Annotated in this window: 20 protein-coding genes; 9 read left to right on the plus strand and 11 right to left on the minus strand. The window is 65.6% G+C overall.

The window, feature by feature from the left end; all coding sequences use genetic code 11:
• Positions 1–13: 13 nt before the first annotated feature.
• Both HEQ22_RS17240 and HEQ22_RS17245 read left to right on the plus strand, forming a co-directional pair.
• The gene (locus tag HEQ22_RS17240) at positions 14–940 is read left to right on the plus strand and encodes a LysR family transcriptional regulator (protein WP_432769053.1); all 927 of its coding nucleotides are present in this window, start codon (positions 14–16) and stop codon (positions 938–940) included.
• 127 nt (positions 941–1,067) lie between these two features.
• Positions 1,068–1,835, plus strand: coding sequence for a sulfite exporter TauE/SafE family protein (locus tag HEQ22_RS17245; protein WP_432769054.1), 768 nt, complete (start codon positions 1,068–1,070; stop codon positions 1,833–1,835).
• A 283-nt stretch (positions 1,836–2,118) separates the two neighbouring features.
• On the opposite strand, the gene HEQ22_RS17250 is transcribed toward HEQ22_RS17245, so the two are convergent.
• The gene (locus tag HEQ22_RS17250) at positions 2,119–2,670 is read right to left on the minus strand and encodes a hypothetical protein (RefSeq protein WP_432769055.1); all 552 of its coding nucleotides are present in this window, start codon (positions 2,668–2,670) and stop codon (positions 2,119–2,121) included.
• Between the two features lie 189 nt (positions 2,671–2,859).
• Between HEQ22_RS17250 and HEQ22_RS17255 the strand changes: the two genes are divergently transcribed.
• Positions 2,860–3,996 carry a beta-ketoacyl-ACP synthase III gene (locus tag HEQ22_RS17255; RefSeq protein ID WP_432769056.1) on the plus strand — a complete coding sequence of 379 codons (1,137 nt, stop codon included), beginning with the start codon at positions 2,860–2,862 and terminating at the stop codon, positions 3,994–3,996.
• Between the two features lie 191 nt (positions 3,997–4,187).
• Here the strand turns inward: HEQ22_RS17255 and HEQ22_RS17260 are convergent, their stop codons facing one another.
• The 5 genes from HEQ22_RS17260 to hisB all read right to left on the minus strand — a co-directional run bounded on the left by HEQ22_RS17260 (position 4,188) and on the right by hisB (position 8,131).
• Positions 4,188–5,282 (minus strand): calcium:proton antiporter, encoded by a 1,095-nt coding sequence (locus HEQ22_RS17260; RefSeq protein WP_432769057.1) that lies wholly within the window; start codon positions 5,280–5,282, stop codon positions 4,188–4,190.
• 47 nt (positions 5,283–5,329) lie between these two features.
• Positions 5,330–6,094, minus strand: a complete 765-nt coding sequence (gene hisF / locus HEQ22_RS17265) for an imidazole glycerol phosphate synthase subunit HisF (RefSeq protein ID WP_432769058.1) — start codon at positions 6,092–6,094, stop codon at positions 5,330–5,332.
• 28 nt (positions 6,095–6,122) lie between these two features.
• Positions 6,123–6,869 (minus strand): 1-(5-phosphoribosyl)-5-[(5-phosphoribosylamino)methylideneamino]imidazole-4-carboxamide isomerase, encoded by a 747-nt coding sequence (hisA, locus tag HEQ22_RS17270; RefSeq protein WP_432769059.1) that lies wholly within the window; start codon positions 6,867–6,869, stop codon positions 6,123–6,125.
• Positions 6,857–7,462 (minus strand): imidazole glycerol phosphate synthase subunit HisH, encoded by a 606-nt coding sequence (hisH, locus tag HEQ22_RS17275; protein ID WP_432769060.1) that lies wholly within the window; start codon positions 7,460–7,462, stop codon positions 6,857–6,859. Before hisH ends, hisA begins: the two co-directional genes overlap by 13 nt.
• Positions 7,463–7,543: 81 nt before the next feature.
• The gene (gene hisB, locus HEQ22_RS17280; RefSeq protein ID WP_432769061.1) at positions 7,544–8,131 is read right to left on the minus strand and encodes an imidazoleglycerol-phosphate dehydratase HisB; all 588 of its coding nucleotides are present in this window, start codon (positions 8,129–8,131) and stop codon (positions 7,544–7,546) included.
• Positions 8,132–8,228: 97 nt separating this feature from the next.
• On the opposite strand from hisB, the gene HEQ22_RS17285 reads away from it, so the two are divergent.
• The 4 genes from HEQ22_RS17285 to HEQ22_RS17300 are packed head-to-tail and all read left to right on the plus strand — an operon-like array spanning position 8,229 to position 10,829.
• Entirely contained in the window at positions 8,229–8,711 is a 483-nt protein-coding gene (locus HEQ22_RS17285) for an SspB family protein (RefSeq protein WP_432769062.1), read from the plus strand.
• 4 nt (positions 8,712–8,715) lie between these two features.
• The gene (locus HEQ22_RS17290) at positions 8,716–9,027 is read left to right on the plus strand and encodes a hypothetical protein (protein ID WP_432769063.1); all 312 of its coding nucleotides are present in this window, start codon (positions 8,716–8,718) and stop codon (positions 9,025–9,027) included.
• The gene (gene fumC / locus HEQ22_RS17295) at positions 9,024–10,439 is read left to right on the plus strand and encodes a class II fumarate hydratase (RefSeq protein WP_432769064.1); all 1,416 of its coding nucleotides are present in this window, start codon (positions 9,024–9,026) and stop codon (positions 10,437–10,439) included. The genes HEQ22_RS17290 and fumC overlap by 4 nt, the downstream gene beginning before the upstream one ends.
• A gap of 21 nt (positions 10,440–10,460) precedes the next feature.
• A complete protein-coding gene (locus tag HEQ22_RS17300; protein ID WP_432769065.1) occupies positions 10,461–10,829 on the plus strand; it encodes a hypothetical protein in 369 nt (122 codons plus the stop codon).
• Between the two features lie 104 nt (positions 10,830–10,933).
• On the opposite strand, the gene HEQ22_RS17305 is transcribed toward HEQ22_RS17300, so the two are convergent.
• A complete protein-coding gene (locus tag HEQ22_RS17305) occupies positions 10,934–11,497 on the minus strand; it encodes a DUF2585 domain-containing protein (RefSeq protein ID WP_432769066.1) in 564 nt (187 codons plus the stop codon).
• A 171-nt stretch (positions 11,498–11,668) separates the two neighbouring features.
• Here HEQ22_RS17305 and gmk point away from each other — a divergent pair, with 171 nt between their 5' ends.
• Complete coding sequence (gene gmk, locus HEQ22_RS17310) at positions 11,669–12,337, plus strand: guanylate kinase (protein ID WP_432769067.1); 669 nt, start codon at positions 11,669–11,671, stop codon at positions 12,335–12,337.
• A 179-nt stretch (positions 12,338–12,516) separates the two neighbouring features.
• On the opposite strand, the gene HEQ22_RS17315 is transcribed toward gmk, so the two are convergent.
• The 4 genes from HEQ22_RS17315 to HEQ22_RS17330 form a co-directional block, all read right to left on the minus strand.
• Positions 12,517–12,954: an acyl-CoA thioesterase gene (locus HEQ22_RS17315; RefSeq protein ID WP_432769068.1), complete on the minus strand. Its 438-nt coding sequence runs from the start codon at positions 12,952–12,954 to the stop codon at positions 12,517–12,519.
• Positions 12,954–13,736 carry an SDR family NAD(P)-dependent oxidoreductase gene (locus tag HEQ22_RS17320; RefSeq protein ID WP_432769069.1) on the minus strand — a complete coding sequence of 261 codons (783 nt, stop codon included), beginning with the start codon at positions 13,734–13,736 and terminating at the stop codon, positions 12,954–12,956. Before HEQ22_RS17320 ends, HEQ22_RS17315 begins: the two co-directional genes overlap by 1 nt.
• Positions 13,737–13,894: 158 nt before the next feature.
• Positions 13,895–15,064 (minus strand): acetyl-CoA C-acetyltransferase, encoded by a 1,170-nt coding sequence (locus HEQ22_RS17325; protein ID WP_432769070.1) that lies wholly within the window; start codon positions 15,062–15,064, stop codon positions 13,895–13,897.
• A gap of 166 nt (positions 15,065–15,230) precedes the next feature.
• Positions 15,231–16,385, minus strand: a complete 1,155-nt coding sequence (locus HEQ22_RS17330) for an acyl-CoA dehydrogenase family protein (RefSeq protein ID WP_432769071.1) — start codon at positions 16,383–16,385, stop codon at positions 15,231–15,233.
• A 196-nt stretch (positions 16,386–16,581) separates the two neighbouring features.
• Between HEQ22_RS17330 and HEQ22_RS17335 the strand changes: the two genes are divergently transcribed.
• Positions 16,582–17,451, plus strand: coding sequence for an SMP-30/gluconolactonase/LRE family protein (locus HEQ22_RS17335; protein WP_432769072.1), 870 nt, complete (start codon positions 16,582–16,584; stop codon positions 17,449–17,451).
• Positions 17,452–17,667: the final 216 nt, after the last annotated feature.

The following is a 17,667-nucleotide window of genomic DNA, read 5'->3' on the forward strand; positions in this document are numbered from 1 at the left end:
ATCTGCAAGTGCCTTGAAGCAGGATTTAACAATCCCCCATGGGGCGCTCGACGGGATCGAAGCTTTCCTCCGCGTCGCGGAACGGCGAAGCTTTTCCGCCGCGGCCGCCGATCTCGGCGTCTCGCCCTCGGCGATCAGCCAGAGCGTCAAGGCGCTGGAAGCGCGCGTCGGCGCCCCCCTGTTCATGCGCACCACCCGCAGCGTCGGCCTGACCCAGGCGGGGGAGATGTTCCTCGAACGCGCCGCGCCCGCCTATGCCGGGCTGGCCGATGCGTATGAGGCGGCGCGCAACCTCGGCAACCGGCCCGCGGGACGCCTGCGCATCAACCTGATGCGCGGCGCCGTGCAGCCGATGTTCGAACCGATCCTCGCGGGATTTTGCGACACCTATCCCGAGATCGAGCTCGAGATTTTCGGCGACGATGCTTTGTCGGACCTGAACGCGGGCGGCTTCGACGCCGGGGTGCGGATGGGCGAGGCGCTCGACGCCGACATGATCGCGATCCGCCTGACCGGGCCGTTCCGCTTCACCGTGTTCGGCGCGCCGGCCTATTTCGAGCGCCACGGCCGGCCGCAAACGCCCGCCGAGCTGCGCCAGCACCGCTGCGTGCGGCTGCGCCTGGCGAGCGGCGGCCTGATCCCCTGGTCTTTCATGGAGGGCAATCGCGAGGTCGAAGTTCCGGTCACCGGCCCGGTGATCGTCAACGACCAGGCAGCGATCATCATGGCGGTGCGCAGCGGCGTCGCGCTGGGCATGACCGCCGAGCCGGTGCTGCAGGAACATATCGAGCGCGGCGATCTGGAGGTCATCCTCGCCGACCGCGCGGTGTCGACCGCGGGGCTGTTCCTCTATTATCCCAGTCGCAAGCAAGTGATGCCCAAATTGCGCGCCTTCATCGATTACGCCCGCGACCATCTACCCGAAGACATGGCGCGTTAGCGCGGCTGGCCGATCCCGTCGTCCCGGCGCGCAAACAATTCCCTTCGCCGCCCCCAGAAAATTTGCACTGGCGCGCCGGCGTGAAATTGGGCAGCCAGTTGTCAACTAAATAAGTTGGGATGATTCGATGCACGAGCTTCTGTCCTTCGACCTGTCGGCGATCCTCCCGTTCATCCTTATCGGCTTCGCCGCGCAACTCGTCGATGGCGCGCTCGGCATGGCGTTCGGGGTAATCTGCAACACGCTGCTCGTCGCGGTGCTCGGCGTGCCGCCGGCGACCGCGTCGGCGCGCATCCATGTCGTCGAGATTTTCACCACCGGCGCCTCGGGGCTCAGCCACCTGTTCCACCGCAATATCGACTGGACCTTGTTCTGGCGGCTGCTCATCCCCGGCGTGATCGGCGGGGTACTGGGCGCCTATGTCCTGACCTCGCTGCACGCCGACATCGTCAAGCCGTTCGTGCTCGGTTATCTCGTGCTCATTGGCCTCTGGCTGCTGGTCCGCGGTCTGCTGTACCCGCCGAAAATCTCGAAGCCCAAGGTCGTCGCCCCGCTGGCAGTGGTCGGCGGCTTTCTCGACGCGGCGGGCGGCGGCGGCTGGGGGCCGGTCGTCACCTCGAATCTGCTGGTGCAGGGCGGCGAGCCGCGCAAGATCGTCGGCACCGTCAACAGCGTCGAGTTTTTCCTCGCGGTGTCGGTGTCGATCGCCTTCATCTGGCAATTGGGGTTCGAGGAAATTTTGGGACCGACGCTGGGGCTGATCATCGGCGGCGTCGCGGCCGCCCCGCTCGGCGCCTATATGGCCAAGCGTTTTTCGCCGAAGGTCATGCTGGTGATGGTCGGCGTGGTACTGACCGCCACGAGCGCGTTCGGATTGTACCGGGCGCTGATATGATAGAGGCCTGACGGCGGGTTTCGAGTGGGAGCTGCCGTTTGATCCTCCGTGTGGCGAAGCCATGGGGAGGTGGCCGCTCGCGAAGCGAATGGTGTAGGGGCAGCGACGGCAGCGCCAAGGCCCCTCCGTCAGCGCTTCGCGCTGCCACCTCCCCATCGCTGCGCGACAAGGAGGATTTACTCCTCATCGTCATCCCGGACTTGATCCGGGATCCATACCCGCGCCGTCGTCATGGATCCCGGATCAAGTCCGGGATGACGAACAATTGGAAGCCGGCGCCCCTTTAATTCGCCGCCTTGGTCTCGTCGATCTTGTCGACCCATTCGGGATAGAAGCTCGGTTCGCGCGCCGACCAGCCGGGGGCGGTCGCCGCGGCTTCGCTGATCGACTGGAGCAGCAGGCGGCGCTTGTCGGGGTGGAGGTGCGGCAGCGACGCCGCGGCGCAGAAGGCGCCGGGCAGCCACGGCCGCGCATGCGCGCCGAGCAGGCGTTCGTAGAGGAAACGGTAGGAGGCGAATCCCGGCAGCCGGTCCTGCCCCAGATCGAACGCCGACACCGCGACGAGCGGCGCCATGAAACCTTCGAGCGCGTCGAGGCCGCTGTCGTCGGGGATATGGGCGCGGATGTCGCCGATCCGCTGATAGACGCGGGCCTGAACGCGGATCGCGGTTTCCTCGACCATATCGCGCGACCAGCGGGCGATCGCGTCGTCGCGTTCCAGGCCGATGTCGAGCGAGCGGCGGATATACCGCTGCGTCGCCGCTGGAAAGCCCGCAAATTCCTTGATTTCCGATATCGACAGGTCGCCTGCTGCCGGTCCCGAACGCGTCGCCATGGTCATGCTCCCGCACGGCACCCAGGGAGCCATCCCCCCGGAGGCCTGCATCTGCCAGTCTGCCACCAAAATGGTTAGTGGCCGGTTAACCATGGTGTCGGCATCTGTTCAGCCTGTCGAGGGGCGTTGCGCCGTGCCGCAACCGGGCCTAATCAGCGTGCCCCAAAACAAAAAACACGCAGGCCCATCATGTCGCACGCACCGCAGCCGGTCATTTCCGCCACCGGCCTTTTCACCCCCGCCGAACGCATCGCCAACGAAGAACTTGTCGCCAGTTTTAACGCGTATGTTGCACTGCACAATAGGGAAAATGCGCAGACCATCGCAAAGGGCGAGGTTGCCGAACTGACCGAGTCGAGCGTCGAATTCATCGAAAAGGCAAGCGGCATCGGGTCGCGCTACGTCGTCGACAAGGCGGGCATCCTCGATCCAACGCATATGGCGCCGCGGTTGCCCGAACGCAGCAACGACGAGCTGTCGATCCTCGCCGAAATCGGCGTCGCGGCGGCGAAGGATGCGCTGGCGCGCGCCGGACGCGACGCCGCCGATGTCGACGCGGTGCTGTGCGCGGCGTCGAACATGCAGCGCGCCTATCCGGCGATGGCGGTCGAAATCCAGGATGCGCTGGGGATCGAGGGGTTCGGGTTCGACATGAACGTCGCCTGCTCGTCGGCGACCTTCGGCATCCAGACCGCCGCCGATTATATCCGCGCCGGGCATGCGAAGAGCGTGCTGGTGGTGAACCCGGAAATCTGTTCGGGGCATTTGAACTGGCGCGACCGCGACAGCCATTTCATCTTCGGCGACGTTGCGACCGCGATCCTGATCGAGGACAAGGATGTCGCGCCTGCGGGGCATTGGGACATCCTCGGCACCAAATTGAAGACGGTGTTTTCGAACAATATCCGCAACAATTTCGGCTTCCTCAACCGCGCCCATGGCGGCATCGACCAGGACGGGCCGAAGAGCGACAAATTGTTCGTCCAGGAAGGCCGCAAGGTGTTCAAGGAGGTCGTGCCGATGGTCGCGAACATGATCGTCGAGCAGATGGATGTGCTGGGGCTGACCGGCAGCGACATGCGGCGGCTGTGGCTGCATCAGGCGAACACCAACATGAACCGGCTGATCGCGCAGCGCGTGCTGGGGCATGAAGCGAGCGACGACGAAAGCCCGACGGTGCTCGACACCTATGGCAACACGTCGAGCGCGGGGTCGATCATCGCCTTTCATTTGAACCATGAGGATATGGTCGCAGGCGATACGGGGCTGATCTGCTCCTTCGGCGCGGGTTATAGCGCGGGTACGGTGTTCGTGCGGAAGACCTGAACTTACAGCAGCGCCGGTTGAATTTGGTTCACGCGAAGACGCGAAGGCGCAAAGAAGAAAGGACGGAGCCGAAAGGTCCCATTCCCACCAGGTGCTGCGGTATGGCGCAGCATGGAGATAGAAAGCCGCTTCGCGGCGAGCATATTCTTCGCGCCTTCGCGTCTTCGCGTGAAACCCTTCAAGCACTGCCTTTACGGCACGAAGGTCGTGAACAGGTAAATTGCGAACAGCATCAGGTGGATCACGCCCTGCAATACCGTGGTGCGCCCATTCGCCAGTGTCTGCGACGCGACGATCAGTGACAGGAACAGCAGCACCGTCGACTTGGCGTCGAGGCCAAGGCTGATCGGCAGGTCGGTGACGATCGACAGCACAGCAACCGCGGGGATCGTCAGGCCGATCGTCGCCAGCGCCGAGCCGAGCGCGAGGTTCATGCTGGTCTGGAGCCGGTCGGCCTTTGCCGCGCGCACCGCCGCCAATCCTTCGGGCGCTAGGATCAGCGCCGCGATCAGCACCCCGAGCACCGCGGGCGGGGCGCCCCAGTCGGCGAGCAGCAGGCCCATGACCGGCGACAGATTTTTGGCGAGCAGCACGACGGCGACCAGGCTGGCGAGCAGCAGCGCGCCCGACATGGCGGTGCGCTGGATGGTCGGAGGTTCGGCGTGTGCGTCGGGCACCCCGTCGCCATCGGCATCGGTGTCGTCGTCGGGAAGGAAATAGTCCCGGTGGCGCACGGTCTGCACCAGCGCGAAGGTCCCGTAGAGGATCAGCGACACCGCCGCGACAAAGCCGAGCTGGACCGGGGTGTAATAGGAACCGGGGGCACTCGAGGTGAAATTGGGCAGCACCAGCGTCACGACGGTCAGCACGGTCAGCGTCGCCAGCGCGGCACCCATGCCGGTGCGCTGAAAGCGCTGTTCGTGATGGCGGATCGCGCCGAGGAGCAGGCAGAGCCCCAGCAGCAGGTTGACGATCACCATCACCGCCGCGAACACCGTGTCGCGCGCCAGTGTCTGCGCCTTTTCGGGTTCGGCCTGCATCAGGGTGAGGATCAGCCCGACCTCGATCACTGTCACCGCGAGCGCGAGGATCAGCGTGCCGAACGGTTCGCCGACGCGGTGCGCGATCACCTCGGCATGATGCACCGCCGCGACCACCGCGCCCATCAGGATGACGGCGACGAGCCAGGCATTGAGCGGCATCGCCAGGCTGGCGAGCGCGGCGATAAAGCCGAGGATCGGAAAAAGTTCGTTGGCGCGGCGCGACAGGCGGAGTTTGGTGGTCATCGGGCATCTATTGCAGCCACGCCGCGGCATGGCCAGCCCCCGATGCTTTAATGCACGCGCACCGGCAATCCCGCCGCCGCGAGCCGCGCATGGGCTTCGGCGATCGTTGCTTCGCCGAAGTGGAAGATGCTGGCGGCGAGCACCGCGCTGGCGCCGCCGTCGATCACGCCCGCGACCAGATGGTCGAGGTTGCCGACGCCGCCCGATGCGATCACCGGCACGCTGACCGCGTCGACGATCGCGCGGGTCAGCGCGAGGTCGTAGCCATCCTTGGTGCCGTCGCGGTCCATGCTGGTGACGAGCAGTTCGCCCGCGCCGAGCGCGGCGAGCCGGACGGCGTGTTCGAGCGCATCGATTCCGGTCGGGGTGCGCCCGCCGTGGGTGAAAATCTCCCATCGCCCATAGGCGACGCGCCGCGCGTCGATGCTGCCGACGGCGCACTGGCTGCCGAAGCGGTCGGCGATGTCTGCAACGAGCTCGGGGCGCGCTACCGCGGCGCTGTTGACCGCAACCTTGTCGGCGCCCGCAAGCAGCAGCGCGCGCGCATCGTCGGCGCTGCGCACCCCGCCGCCGACGGTCAGCGGCATGAAGCAGACTTCGGCGGTGCGGCTGACCATGTCGAGCAACGTGCCGCGGCCCTGATGACTGGCGGAAATGTCGAGGAAGCATAGCTCGTCGGCGCCCGCGGCGTCATAGGCGCGCGCCGCCTCGACTGGGTCGCCGGCATCGCGCAGGTCGACGAAATTGACGCCCTTGACGACGCGGCCGTCGGCAACGTCGAGGCAGGGGATGACGCGAACGCGGACGGTCATTGGATCAACCTGGGAAGTGAGGCGTGTTTCATGCCGCGCCCGCTGCAATCGCATCGGCCAGATTGAGCCGCCCGTCGTACAGCGCTCGCCCCGTGATCACCCCCTCGATGCCGTCGGCGACATGCGGGCGCAGCGCGTGAATGTCGCCCAAGTCGGCGACCCCGCCGCTCGCGATGAAGGGAATATCGACCGCCCGCGCGAGCGCAACCGTCGCTTCGACATTGCAGCCCTTCAGCAGCCCGTCACGCCCGACATCGGTGAACAGCAGCGCCGCGACCCCGGCATCCTCGAACCGGCGCGCGAGATCTTCGACGCGGACATCGGAGACATCGGCCCAGCCCTCGGTCGCGACCATCCCGTCGCGCGCGTCGACTCCGACAATGATCCGGCCGGGCAGGTCGCGCGCCGCCGATTTGACGAATTCGGGGTCTTTCAGCGCCGCAGTGCCGATGATCACGCGCTCGACGCCGAGCGCCAGCCAGCGCTCGACCCCCGCGCGGTCGCGGATACCGCCGCCGACCTGCACCTTGCCCGGGAAAGCCGCGATGATGCTCTCGACCGCCGCGCCGTTGATGCTGGCCCCCGCAAAGGCGCCGTCGAGATCGACGACGTGCAGGTGCGTTGCGCCGGCATGGGCGAACAGTCGCGCCTGCGCCGCCGGATCGTCGCCATAGACGGTCGCGCGCGCCATATTGCCCTCGGCGAGGCGCACCACCTGTCCGGCTTTCAGGTCGATCGCGGGGAAGATGGTGAGGCCAGAAACTACGGGCGCCATGCGAGGAATCTTTCAAGCGTCGCAAGGCCGTAAGCCTGGCTTTTTTCGGGGTGGAACTGGACGCCGATCATATTGTCGCGACCAACAGCGGCGGTGAAGGTGCCGCCATGGCTGCTCGCTGCGAGCACGTCGGCGGTGTTCGCGAAATGATAGCCGTGGAGGAAATAAGCCTCGCCTTGGGCAATCACCGGGTGAGATGCAGCGGGAATGACGTCATTCCACCCCATGTGGGGGATGCGCAGCCCCGGCGCAGGATCGAAGGCGCGCACCGTCCCGCCGATCCAGCCGAGGCCTCTGTGCTTCCCGTGCTCTTCGCCCGCGTCGGCGAGCAATTGCATGCCGACGCAGATGCCGAGGAAGGGCGCGCCGTCGGTGCGGACGCGGCGCTCGATCGCTTCGACGAGGCCTGGGATTGCGGTCAGCCCGTTCATGCACGCGGCAAACGCGCCGACGCCGGGCAGCACGATGCGATCGGCATTGGCCACGACAGCGGGATCGGCGGTCACCGCGACATCGTCCGCGCCCGCCGCGATCAGCGCGTTGTGCACCGAGCGAAGATTGCCCGCGCCATAGTCGATCAGGGCGATGGTCATATCGTCATCCCAGCGAAAGCTGGGTTCTCGGGAGTCCTGAAACACCGCAAGCGATCCCAGCTTTCGCTGGGATGACGATCGTCACAGCACACCCTTCGTGGACGGGATCGCATCGCCCTTGCGCGGGTCGATCTCGACCGCCTGGCGCAGCGCGCGCGCGAGCGCCTTGTACATGCTCTCGGCGATGTGATGGTTGTTCTCGCCGTACAGCGTCTCGATGTGCAGCGTGATCCCGGCGGTCTGGGCGAAGCTGTGAAACCAGTGCGGGAACATCTCGGTGTCCATCTCGCCGAGCCGCGGCTGCGAGAAGCTCGATTTATAGACGCAGTGCGGGCGCCCCGAAATGTCGAGTACGCAGCGCGTCAACGTCTCGTCCATCGGCGCATGCGCTTCGCCGTAGCGCGCAATCCCGCGCTTGTCGCCGAGCGCCTTCAGTACCGCCTCGCCGAGCGCGAGCGCGCTGTCCTCGACGGTGTGATGCTGGTCGATGTGCAGGTCGCCCGTCACCTGCATCGAAATGTCGATCAGGGAATGGCGCGACAATTGTTCGACCATATGATCGAGGAAACCGATGCCGGTGGACACCGAATAATCGCCCGTGCCGTCGAGGTTGACGGCGATCGCGATATCCGTTTCCTTGGTCGTGCGCTGGACGGTGGCGGTTCGCATGACATGCCCCTTAGAGGCTAATTTTCGCGTTGCAAGGCGACTCTCGGTGCGCGACCCCCCTTGACCGGCGCGCGCCGCCCGTTCATCCCCCTGCCCCATGACCGATGACGTTCGCGACAGCCTGATTCCCTATGACGAAATCGTGCAGGACGCGCTGCGCGCCGTGGTCGGCCGCGTGCTGAGCCAGATCGTCGGCTACGACAGTCTGCCTGGCGAGCATCATTTCTATATCACCTTCAAGACGCAGGCGGTGGGGGTCGACATTCCCGCGCACCTGATCGCCAAATTTCCCGACGAAATGACGATCGTGCTCCAGAACCGCTTCTGGGACCTGAAGGTCGAGGCCGATCATTTCAGCGTCGGGCTGTCGTTCAACCAGACGCCGTCGATCCTGACGATCCCCTACGCCGCGATCACCGCCTTCGTCGACCCGTCGGTCGATTTCGGGCTGCAGTTCCAGGTCAGCGACGACGAAACCAACCTGCCCGAACCGCACGACGAGGCCGACAACGACCGTCCCGAGGTGATCAGCGAGGACGGGTCAAACGTCGTGACGGTGGATTTCGGCAAGCGGAAATAACGCCGTGGCGCCGCCTTGGGCCCCCAGCCGCTTCTGGCAATATTGGGCGCTCGCCGGGATGGTCGCGCTCACGGCCGCCTTCTGGTGGAGCATCACCGGCTATGCGCTGTTCGAAAGCGGCGGTTTGCGCAGCGCGATCGCCGACGGGCTGCTGCGCTTCAGCCTGCTCGTGCTCACCCCGGCACTGCTCCTCGTCTGGCTCGCCGCGGCCTGGCTGCGCCGCCGGATCGGCGAGGGCGGCTATTGGCAGTTCTTCGGCCTCGTCGCGATGATATGGGCCGGATCGGTGTTGGTCACCCGGATGCTCGCGGCATGAGCGCTCCGCGGATCGAAAGCGACAGCATCGGCGACATCGCGGTGCCGGCGGACGCCTATTGGGGCGCGCAGACCCAGCGTTCGATCGAAAATTTCCCGTTCGGCGCGCGCGAGGCGATGCCTATCGAGATCGTCCATGCCCTCGCGCTGGTCAAACAGGCCGCAGCGCGGGTCAACCGCAACCACGGGCTGGATCCCGCGCTCGCCGACGCGATCGAGGCGGCGGCGGCGGATGTCGCGGCCGGAAAATTTGACGATCAGTTCCCGCTCGTGATCTGGCAGACGGGCAGCGGCACCCAGACCAACATGAACGTCAACGAGGTGATCGCGGGGATCGCCAACGAACGGCTGACGGGAACGCGCGGCGGCAAGGCGCCGGTCCATCCCAACGACCATGTCAACATGAGCCAGTCTTCGAACGACAGCTTTCCGACCGCGCTGCACATCGCCTGCTCGCTGAGCGTGACGAAGCGGCTGTTTCCCGCGCTAACGCAGTTGCGCGAGGCGCTCGACGCCAAGGCAGCGGCCTGGGCCGACATCGTCAAGATCGGCCGCACCCATTTGCAGGATGCGACGCCGCTGACGCTCGGTCAGGAATTTTCCGGCTATGCGAACCAGTTGTATCGCGCGGGGCGGCGGATCGAGCCGGCCATCGTCAACGGCACCAACCGGCTCGCGCAGGGCGGCACCGCGGTCGGGACGGGGCTCAATTCGCCGGCCGGTTTTTCGGGCGAATTCTGTGCCGCGCTCGGCGATATCTGCGGTCACCCGTTCCTGCCCGCCGAAAATATGTTCGAAGCGCTGGCGTCGAACGACCCGCTCGTTCACCTGTCGGGGACGCTGAACACCCTCGCGGTCGCGCTCACCAAGATCGCGAGCGACATCCGCCTGCTCGGCTCGGGGCCGCGCGCCGGGCTCGGCGAGCTCGATTTGCCCGCGAACGAGCCGGGCAGCTCGATCATGCCCGGCAAGGTCAATCCGACCCAGTGCGAAATGCTGACGATGGTCGCGGCGCAGGTCATCGGCAACCATCAGGCGGTGACGGTCGGGGGGATGCAGGGGCATCTGGAGCTCAATGTGTTCAAGCCGCTGATCGGCGCAAATGTCCTGCGCTCGATCGACCTGCTGGCGACCGGGATGGCGAGTTTTGCCGAACGGTGTGTCGCGGGGCTCGAACCCAATCGCGCGCGCATCGGCGAACTGGTCGACCGTTCGCTGATGCTCGTCACCGCGCTCGCGCCGGCGATCGGTTACGACAAGGCGGCGAAGATCGCGAAGCAAGCGCATGAAAGCGGCGGTACATTGAAAGAGGCGGCGCTTACGCTCGGCTATGTCGATGCCGCGACCTTCGACCGGCTCGTCGATCCCGCGACCATGCTGGGGCCGGAACCCAAAGCCCCTGCCGCGGATTGATGGAATGAAGGAGATATGGGCATGATTGGCAGGATCGTTGGTGGACTTTTGGGCGGCGCCATCGGGCGCGGCAAAGGCAATCATCCGGTCGCGGGCGCGGTGATCGGCGCGGGCGCGCTGTTCGCGGCGCGGCGCCTGTTCCCGCAACGCTATGCAGCGCTCGCTGCCTGGGGTGCGGCGGGGTATCTCACCAAGAAATGGGCCGAACGCGCCGAAGCGCGCAAGGCATCCGAAACAGCGCACCTTGCCGATCCGGCGCTTGCCGACGCCGGCGTGGTCGATACTTATGCCGGCACCGCGCCCGAACCGACCGACGGGCAGGCGATCGGCGACGCCCTGCCGCCCGCGATCCCGCTCGACGACAACGCGGTGCGTCCGGCGATTCACTAAATTTCGATCGTCATTGCGAGGAGCGAAGCGACGCGGCAATCCAGTGTGAAACCGCTCTGGATTGCTTCGCTTCGCTCGCAATGACGGCGGGTTAATGTCGGAAACTAGCCGGTCGCCTGCCATTCCTTGATCGCCTCGACCGGCGACACGAGCATCAGCACATTCAGCGTCAGATTGTCGCGGATCGTCCACAGCGTGAACAGTTCGAAGACGATCGCGATCGCGACCGTCACCCACCAGCGCATCCGGATGGCGGCAAGGAAGCCCAGGATCATGAACCCGGCGTCGCTCACCGAATTGAGGATCGAGTCGCCCGAATAGCCATAAGCCATCGTGACCTCACGGTAGCGGTCGATGATGATCGGGGAGTTTTCGAGGATTTCCCACGCCGCCTCGACCCCGATCGCCAGCGCGAGCAGGATCCATAAGGGCTGGCGCGGTAGCAGCCAGCGGCCGAGGCCGAAGAAGATGAAGCCGTGGATGATATGGCTGAAACTGTACCAGTCCGATATTTGCTGGCTGTTCTGCTCCGACTGCACCACGCCGTGCCACAGGCTGACCGTCCCGCAGGGGCAGATCGGCGGGCGCCCCATCGCGAACAGGATGGTGGTAAAGATCGCCAGCAACGCCGCGGCGACCAGCCATCCCTTGCGCGAAATTCCCGCCATGCCCTGTTCCTTTCCTCATGTTCCACTGACGTGGAACGCCGCACCAGCCCGCTCCCCCACCCGACCTCCCAATCCAGTTTACCCTGTGGGAGGCCGGGTGGGGGAGCGGGCTGGTGCGGCAGATCAATATACGACGCTTGACCCATGGCCCGGCTTTGGCGAATAGCGCGCATGGCTGAAAGCGTCCACCTCGACCGCCGCGGCGTGTTGTTCGTCCTCTCGTCGCCCTCTGGCGCGGGAAAGACCACCATCTCGAAAAAGATGCTCGCCGCCGACGGCGACATCGCGCTGTCGATTTCGGCAACGACGCGCCCGCCGCGGCCGGGCGAGGTCGACGGCAAGGATTATCATTTCGTCGACGTCGACACCTTCAAGCAGATGGCCGCCGACGGCGAATTCCTCGAATGGGCGCATGTCTTCGGCCACCGCTACGGCACCCCGCGGGCGCGGGTCGATGAATTGCTCGACGCGGGCAAGGACGTGCTGTTCGACATCGACTGGCAGGGCGCGCAGCAGCTGTATCAGGAGGCCGGACCCGACGTCGTGCGCGTCTTTGTTCTCCCGCCGACGATGGACGAACTCGAACGGCGGCTGCGCGCGCGCCAGACCGACAGCGACGAAGTGATCGCCGCGCGCATGGCCCGCGCGGCGAACGAGATCAGCCACTGGGACGGCTACGACTATGTGCTGATCAACGACGATGTCGAAAGCTGCTACGGCGAAGTCATCGCGATCCTGCGCGCCGAGCGGCTGAAGCGGCGGCGCCAGATCGGGCTGATCGGCTTTGCCCGCGATTTGATCCGCTCGGTCCCCGACGCCGATACGACGATCGACGATTGATCCCTCCCCCTTGATGGGGGAGGCAGCGAGACTGGCAGTTTGCTGGCTTAGTCGCAGCGGTGGGGGTGGGTTCTCCGTCTGAGCCGACGGTTCAAGGACGCACCATCACCCTCATCCAACTTCGCCTAGCTGCTGCGCGGCAAGGCTGCGTATCCTTCTCCCATCAAGGGGGAAGGAATTTAAACCGGCGTCACCAGATTCGCCTCCAACTCCGCGACCATCTCGGCGCGCAGCGGTTTCGCCTGATTGTCGGTGCGGCACACGACCACAGTGTCGCAGGTCGCGATGCAGCGGTCGTTCTGGAACATTGCCTGGACGATCGTCCAGCTCGACGTGCCGAGGCGGCCGATGCCGGTGGTGATCGTCACCGGGTCGGGAAAATTGCCCTCGGCCAGGTAGTTGATCTCGACCGCGGCGACCATGGTGCGCTCGTTTGCGGGGCGATCGTCGAAGGGGCGGATGCGCCGGTTCATCAGCACCCGACCGCTTTCGAACAGGGCGGCGAAGGCCACATTGTTGAGGTGGCCGTTGATGTCCATGTCCTGAAACCGCGTCTGGAATGGATCGACGACGGGGTAGCTGGCGGCATTCAGCCGCCAGCTTTCCGGTTTGGGCATCAGCGCGGGGCCATGCGAATGCCGCCGTCGAGGCGGACGTCCTCGCCGTTGAAATAGCCGTTTTCGATCATGCACAGGGCAAGATTGGCATATTCGTCGGGGTTGCCGAGCCGCTTCGGGTTGAGCACCGAGGCACCCAGCGCGTCGCGGACGTTCTGCGGCGCGCCCGCGAGCAGCGGGGTGTCGAAGATGCCCGGCAAGATCGTGTTCACGCGGATATTCTCGTTGCCCAGATCGCGCGCGATCGGCAGGGTCATGCCGACGACGCCGCCCTTCGACGCCGAATAAGCGGCCTGACCGATCTGGCCGTCCTCGGCCGCGACCGACGCGGTGTTGACGATCGCGCCGCGGTCGCCGTCTTCGGTGGGATCGAGCGTCATCATACCCGCCGCCGACTTGGCGATGCAGCGGAAGGTGCCGACGAGGTTGATCTGGATGATCCAGTTGAACGCATCGAGCGGGAAATGCTTGATGCTGCCGTCTTCCTTGCTGCGGCTGGCGGTTTTGATCGCATTGCCGGTGCCGGCGCAATTGACGAGGATGCGCTCTTGGCCGATCGCTTCGCGCGATTTCGCGAAAGCGGCGTCGACCGATGCGTCGTCGGTGACATTGCATTCGCAGAACACGCCGCCGAGTTCGGCCGCGAGCGCGGTGCCCTTTTCTTCCTGCAGGTCAAAGATCGCGACCTTGACGCCCTTGGATGCGAGCAGACGCGCGGTCGCGGCGCCGAGGCCCGAAGCGCCGCCGGTGACGACGGCGGAAACGGTGGAATCGAGTTTCATTGATGCTTCTCCTGCTTAAAGCCCCTCCCCTTCAGGGGAGAGGTTGGGTTGGGGTTTCGCGGCGTAGAGCAAGGCCGCTGGACCCCACCCCGCTGCGACTAGCCAGCAAGCTGGCAAGTCTCGCTGCCCCTCCCCTGAAGGGGAGGGGTTTGGATAGATCAAAGCCGTTCGATGATCGTGACGTTGGCCTGGCCGCCGCCTTCGCACATCGTCTGCAGCCCGTACTTCCCGCCGGTCGCGTCGAGCACGCCGAGCAAGGTCGCCATCAGCTTGGTGCCGCTGGCACCGAGCGGGTGGCCGAGCGCGATCGCGCCGCCGTGAACGTTGAGCCGCGCATGATCGGCACCGAGATATTTGAGCCACGCCAGCGGCACCGGTGCAAACGCCTCGTTGACCTCATAGGCATCGATGTCGCCGATCTTCATCCCCGCGCGCTTCAGCGCCTTTTCGGTCGCGAACAAAGGTTCTTCAAGCATGATCACCGGGTCGCCCGCAGTCACCGAGACATGGTGGATGCGCGCGCGCGGGGTCAGGCCGTGATCCTTCAGCGCCTGTTCGGACACGATCAGCGCCGCGCTGGCGCCGTCGCAGATCTGGCTCGACGAGGCGGCGGTGATGGTGCCGCCTTCCTGCAGCAATTTCACGCCGGCGATGCCTTCCAGCGTCGCGTCGAAGCGGATGCCTTCGTCGACCCGGTGCGTCGCGCGTCCCTCGGGGGTGTCGATCTCGAGCCCGACGATCTCGCGCTCGAACCGGCCCGCCTCGGTCGCCGCTTTCGCGCGGCGATGGCTTTCGAAGGCATAGGCGTCGAGGTCGTCCTTGGTGAAGCCATGCTTCTTGACGATCATCTCGGCGCCCATGAACTGGCTGAACATGATGCCCGGATATTTTTCCTCGAGCCGCTCGGACTTGTAGTGGCCGAGGCCTTCCTTGATGAACAGCGTCGCGACGCTGCCCATCGGGACGCGCGTCATGCTTTCGATGCCGCTGGCCAGCACGATGTCCTGCGTCCCCGACATCACCGCCTGCGCCGCGAACATCATCGCCTGTTGCGACGATCCGCACTGGCGGTCGATCGTCACCGCGGGGATCGAGTCGGGCAGGTTCGAGGCGAGAACGGCGTTGCGGCCGAGGTCCATCGTCTGCTGCCCACCCTGCGACACGCAGCCCGTGATGACGTCGTCGATTTTCGAGGTGTCGAAATCATTGCGGTCGGCGATCGCGTCGAAAACCGCGGCGCCGAGGTCGACGGGGTGGATGCCGGCGAGCTTACCGCCGCGCTTGCCGCCGGCGGTGCGGACGGCGTCGACGATATAGGCATGGGCCATGGGGATAGTCCTTTCTTACTAAAGCCCCTCCCCTTCAGGGGAGGGGTTGGGGTGGGGTCTGTCGGCGTAGCGCAAGGCCGATAGACCCCACCCCGCTCGACTAGAGGCCCGGCAAAAGCCGGACCAAGTCTCACTGCCCCTCCCCTGAAGGGGAGGGGTTGGTTTACTAAAGCTTCCGCCCGATCAGTTCCTTCATGATCTCGTTCGTGCCACCGAAGATACGCGTCACGCGCGCGGCGCGCCAGGCGCGGGCGATCGGATATTCGTTCATATAACCCGCGCCGCCGTGGAGCTGAAGGCACTTGTCCATCACCTCCCACTGCAAGTCGGTGTGCCACAGCTTCGCCGCGGCGCCCTCCTCGGGGGTCAGCTCCTTTTTTAGGTGCCGCGCCAGCGCCCAGTCGAGATGCGCCCAGCCGACCTGCAGCTTGGTCTTGAGGTCGGCGAGCACGAAGCGCGTGTTCTGGAAATCGAGGATCGGTTTGCCGAAGGCTTTGCGCTCGCGCGTGAACTCGACCGTGTCGTCGAAGGCGCGCTGCGCCGACGCTTGCGCCGACACCGCGATCGACAGCCGTTCCTGCGGCAGTTCGCTCATCAGATAGATGAAACCCTTGCCCTCTTCGCCGAGGCAGTTGGTGATCGGGACGCGGACGTCGTTGAAGAACATTTCCGACGTATCGGCCTCGTCCTGCCCGATCTTGTCGAGGTTGCGGCCGCGCTCATACCCCTCGCGGTCGGCCTCGACGAGGACGATCGACACGCCCTTCCATGCCGGTTGCACTTCGGTGTCGGTCTTGACGCAGACGAGGATCAGGTCGGCGTTCTGGCCGTTGGTGATGTACGTCTTCGACCCATTGATGACATAATGATTGCCGTCCTTCTTCGCGGTCGTGCGCATCCCCTGCAGATCGCTGCCGGTGCCGGGTTCGGTCATCGCGATCGCGGTGATCACTTCGCCCGCGACCATCTTGGGTAGCCAGTGCTTCTTCTGCTCTTCGCTGCCATATTTAACGATATAGTTAGTGACGATGTCCGACTGGAGCGAAAAGCCGGTGGTGGCGCGGCCGTAATAGGCGCTTTCTTCGTCGACGATCGCATTATAGCCGAAGTCGAGGCCCAGCCCGCCATATTCCTCGGGCACCGTCGGGCACAGCATGCCAAGCTCGCCCGCCTTGGGCCAGATCGATTTGGGGACGATCTTGTCCTCGGCCCATTGCTGGGCGTTGGGGGCGACCTCCTTTTCGAGGAACTGGCGCACCGTCGCGCGGAACGCCTCATGGTCGTCGGTATAGGCGGAGCGCGAGAGGTTATCGAGCGACATGGTCTTCCTTTCCCTTGCGGCAGCCGAACGCAGGCGGGGAGTCGGCCGCATCTTTTCGCACGCCAAGAGACCTTACGTTTACGTGCACGTCAAGTGGAAAGACGCTACGGCAGGGAAGTTCGCGGTGGCATATCCATTCGACGAATAGGTTTGCAGCCGCTGGGCAGCGGCAATGCGGCGCGCTACGACAGCCGCCATGGTCCAACTTCTCCTCGACGCCGGCGCCTTGCTCGGCGAATCGCCGCGCTGGAGCGCATCCGAAGCGCGGCTGTACTGGGTCGATATCGAGGGACGGACGATCCACCGCACCGATCCGGCGACCGGGAGCGACGAGGTCATGACGCTCGACCAGCAGGTCGGCTGCGTCGCCCCGCGGGCTGGCGGCGGGCTGGTGGTCGCGATGGAGGACAGCTGCGCGCTGATCGATGGCTGGGGTGCAGCGCTGCGCCCCTTCGGCCCGGCGGTGCTGGCCGACAAGCCCGAACAACGGTTCAACGACGGCTGCGTCGATGCCGCCGGCCGGCTGTGGGTCGGCAGCCTGACCAGCGACAAGGCGCACCCAGCCGCGACGCTTTATCGCCTCGACCCCGATGGGTCGCTGACCGAACTCTTCGGCGGCCTCACCACCAGCAACGGCGCGGCGTTCAGCCCCGACTGGCGGACCTTTTACCACGCCGACACGCCAACGCATGCGATTCGCGCCTATGATGTCGATCCGGCGACCGGCGCGCTCGGCGCCGGCCGCACCTTCCACCAGTTTCCGTTCGGCAATGGCCGCCCCGACGGCGCCGCGGTCGATGCCGAGGGCTGTTACTGGTCGGCGCTGTGGGACGGCTGGCGCGTCGTGCGCCTGTCGCCGGCGGGCGAACTGCTGCAAACCGTCGAGCTGCCGGTGCAGCGTCCGACGATGGTCGCGTTCGGCGGCGCCGACATGCAGACCGCCTTCGTCACCAGCGCGGGCAAGAATCTGTTGGACGACGAGCGCTTGGGCCAGCCGCACGCGGGCGGCGTGTTTGCGTTTCGCGTCGGTGTGCCGGGACTGGTGCAGCCGCTGTTTGCAGGGTGATCCGATCCTCCCTGTGGCGAAGCCATGGGGAGGTGTCAGCCCGAAGGGCTGACGGAGGGGCAAGGCGCCGACGTCGTTGGCCCCTCCACCCCTCGCTTCGCGAGCGGTCCCCCTCCCCATCGCTGTGCGACGGGGAGGATGCGCCTGCTTCCCAGCCCCCCAACCTTGCACACCGCCGTCACATAAGGTTAAGACGGCCCCAGACATGGTTTCGAC

The sequence above is a fragment of the Sphingopyxis sp. genome (genome assembly GCF_050916055.1).
Lineage (GTDB): Bacteria > Pseudomonadota > Alphaproteobacteria > Sphingomonadales > Sphingomonadaceae > Sphingopyxis.

What these genes read in the sequence shown, in the direction of transcription:
- hisH (WP_432769060.1), bottom strand. Translation starts at nt 7,462, where the DNA reads ATGACCATCGCCCTGATCGACTATGGCGCGGGCAATCTTCGCTCGGTG.
- gmk (WP_432769067.1), top strand. Translation starts at nt 11,669, where the DNA reads ATGGCTGAAAGCGTCCACCTCGACCGCCGCGGCGTGTTGTTCGTCCTC.
- HEQ22_RS17300 (WP_432769065.1), top strand. Translation starts at nt 10,461, where the DNA reads ATGATTGGCAGGATCGTTGGTGGACTTTTGGGCGGCGCCATCGGGCGC.
- HEQ22_RS17335 (WP_432769072.1), top strand. Translation starts at nt 16,582, where the DNA reads ATGGTCCAACTTCTCCTCGACGCCGGCGCCTTGCTCGGCGAATCGCCG.
- hisB (WP_432769061.1), bottom strand. Translation starts at nt 8,131, where the DNA reads ATGCGAACCGCCACCGTCCAGCGCACGACCAAGGAAACGGATATCGCG.
- HEQ22_RS17285 (WP_432769062.1), top strand. Translation starts at nt 8,229, where the DNA reads ATGACCGATGACGTTCGCGACAGCCTGATTCCCTATGACGAAATCGTG.
- HEQ22_RS17325 (WP_432769070.1), bottom strand. Translation starts at nt 15,064, where the DNA reads ATGGCCCATGCCTATATCGTCGACGCCGTCCGCACCGCCGGCGGCAAG.
- HEQ22_RS17315 (WP_432769068.1), bottom strand. Translation starts at nt 12,954, where the DNA reads ATGCCCAAACCGGAAAGCTGGCGGCTGAATGCCGCCAGCTACCCCGTC.
- HEQ22_RS17250 (WP_432769055.1), bottom strand. Translation starts at nt 2,670, where the DNA reads ATGGCGACGCGTTCGGGACCGGCAGCAGGCGACCTGTCGATATCGGAA.
- hisA (WP_432769059.1), bottom strand. Translation starts at nt 6,869, where the DNA reads ATGGCGCCCGTAGTTTCTGGCCTCACCATCTTCCCCGCGATCGACCTG.
- HEQ22_RS17305 (WP_432769066.1), bottom strand. Translation starts at nt 11,497, where the DNA reads ATGGCGGGAATTTCGCGCAAGGGATGGCTGGTCGCCGCGGCGTTGCTG.
- HEQ22_RS17330 (WP_432769071.1), bottom strand. Translation starts at nt 16,385, where the DNA reads ATGTCGCTCGATAACCTCTCGCGCTCCGCCTATACCGACGACCATGAG.
- fumC (WP_432769064.1), top strand. Translation starts at nt 9,024, where the DNA reads ATGAGCGCTCCGCGGATCGAAAGCGACAGCATCGGCGACATCGCGGTG.
- HEQ22_RS17245 (WP_432769054.1), top strand. Translation starts at nt 1,068, where the DNA reads ATGCACGAGCTTCTGTCCTTCGACCTGTCGGCGATCCTCCCGTTCATC.
- HEQ22_RS17260 (WP_432769057.1), bottom strand. Translation starts at nt 5,282, where the DNA reads ATGACCACCAAACTCCGCCTGTCGCGCCGCGCCAACGAACTTTTTCCG.
- hisF (WP_432769058.1), bottom strand. Translation starts at nt 6,094, where the DNA reads ATGACCGTCCGCGTTCGCGTCATCCCCTGCCTCGACGTTGCCGACGGC.
- HEQ22_RS17255 (WP_432769056.1), top strand. Translation starts at nt 2,860, where the DNA reads ATGTCGCACGCACCGCAGCCGGTCATTTCCGCCACCGGCCTTTTCACC.
- HEQ22_RS17320 (WP_432769069.1), bottom strand. Translation starts at nt 13,736, where the DNA reads ATGAAACTCGATTCCACCGTTTCCGCCGTCGTCACCGGCGGCGCTTCG.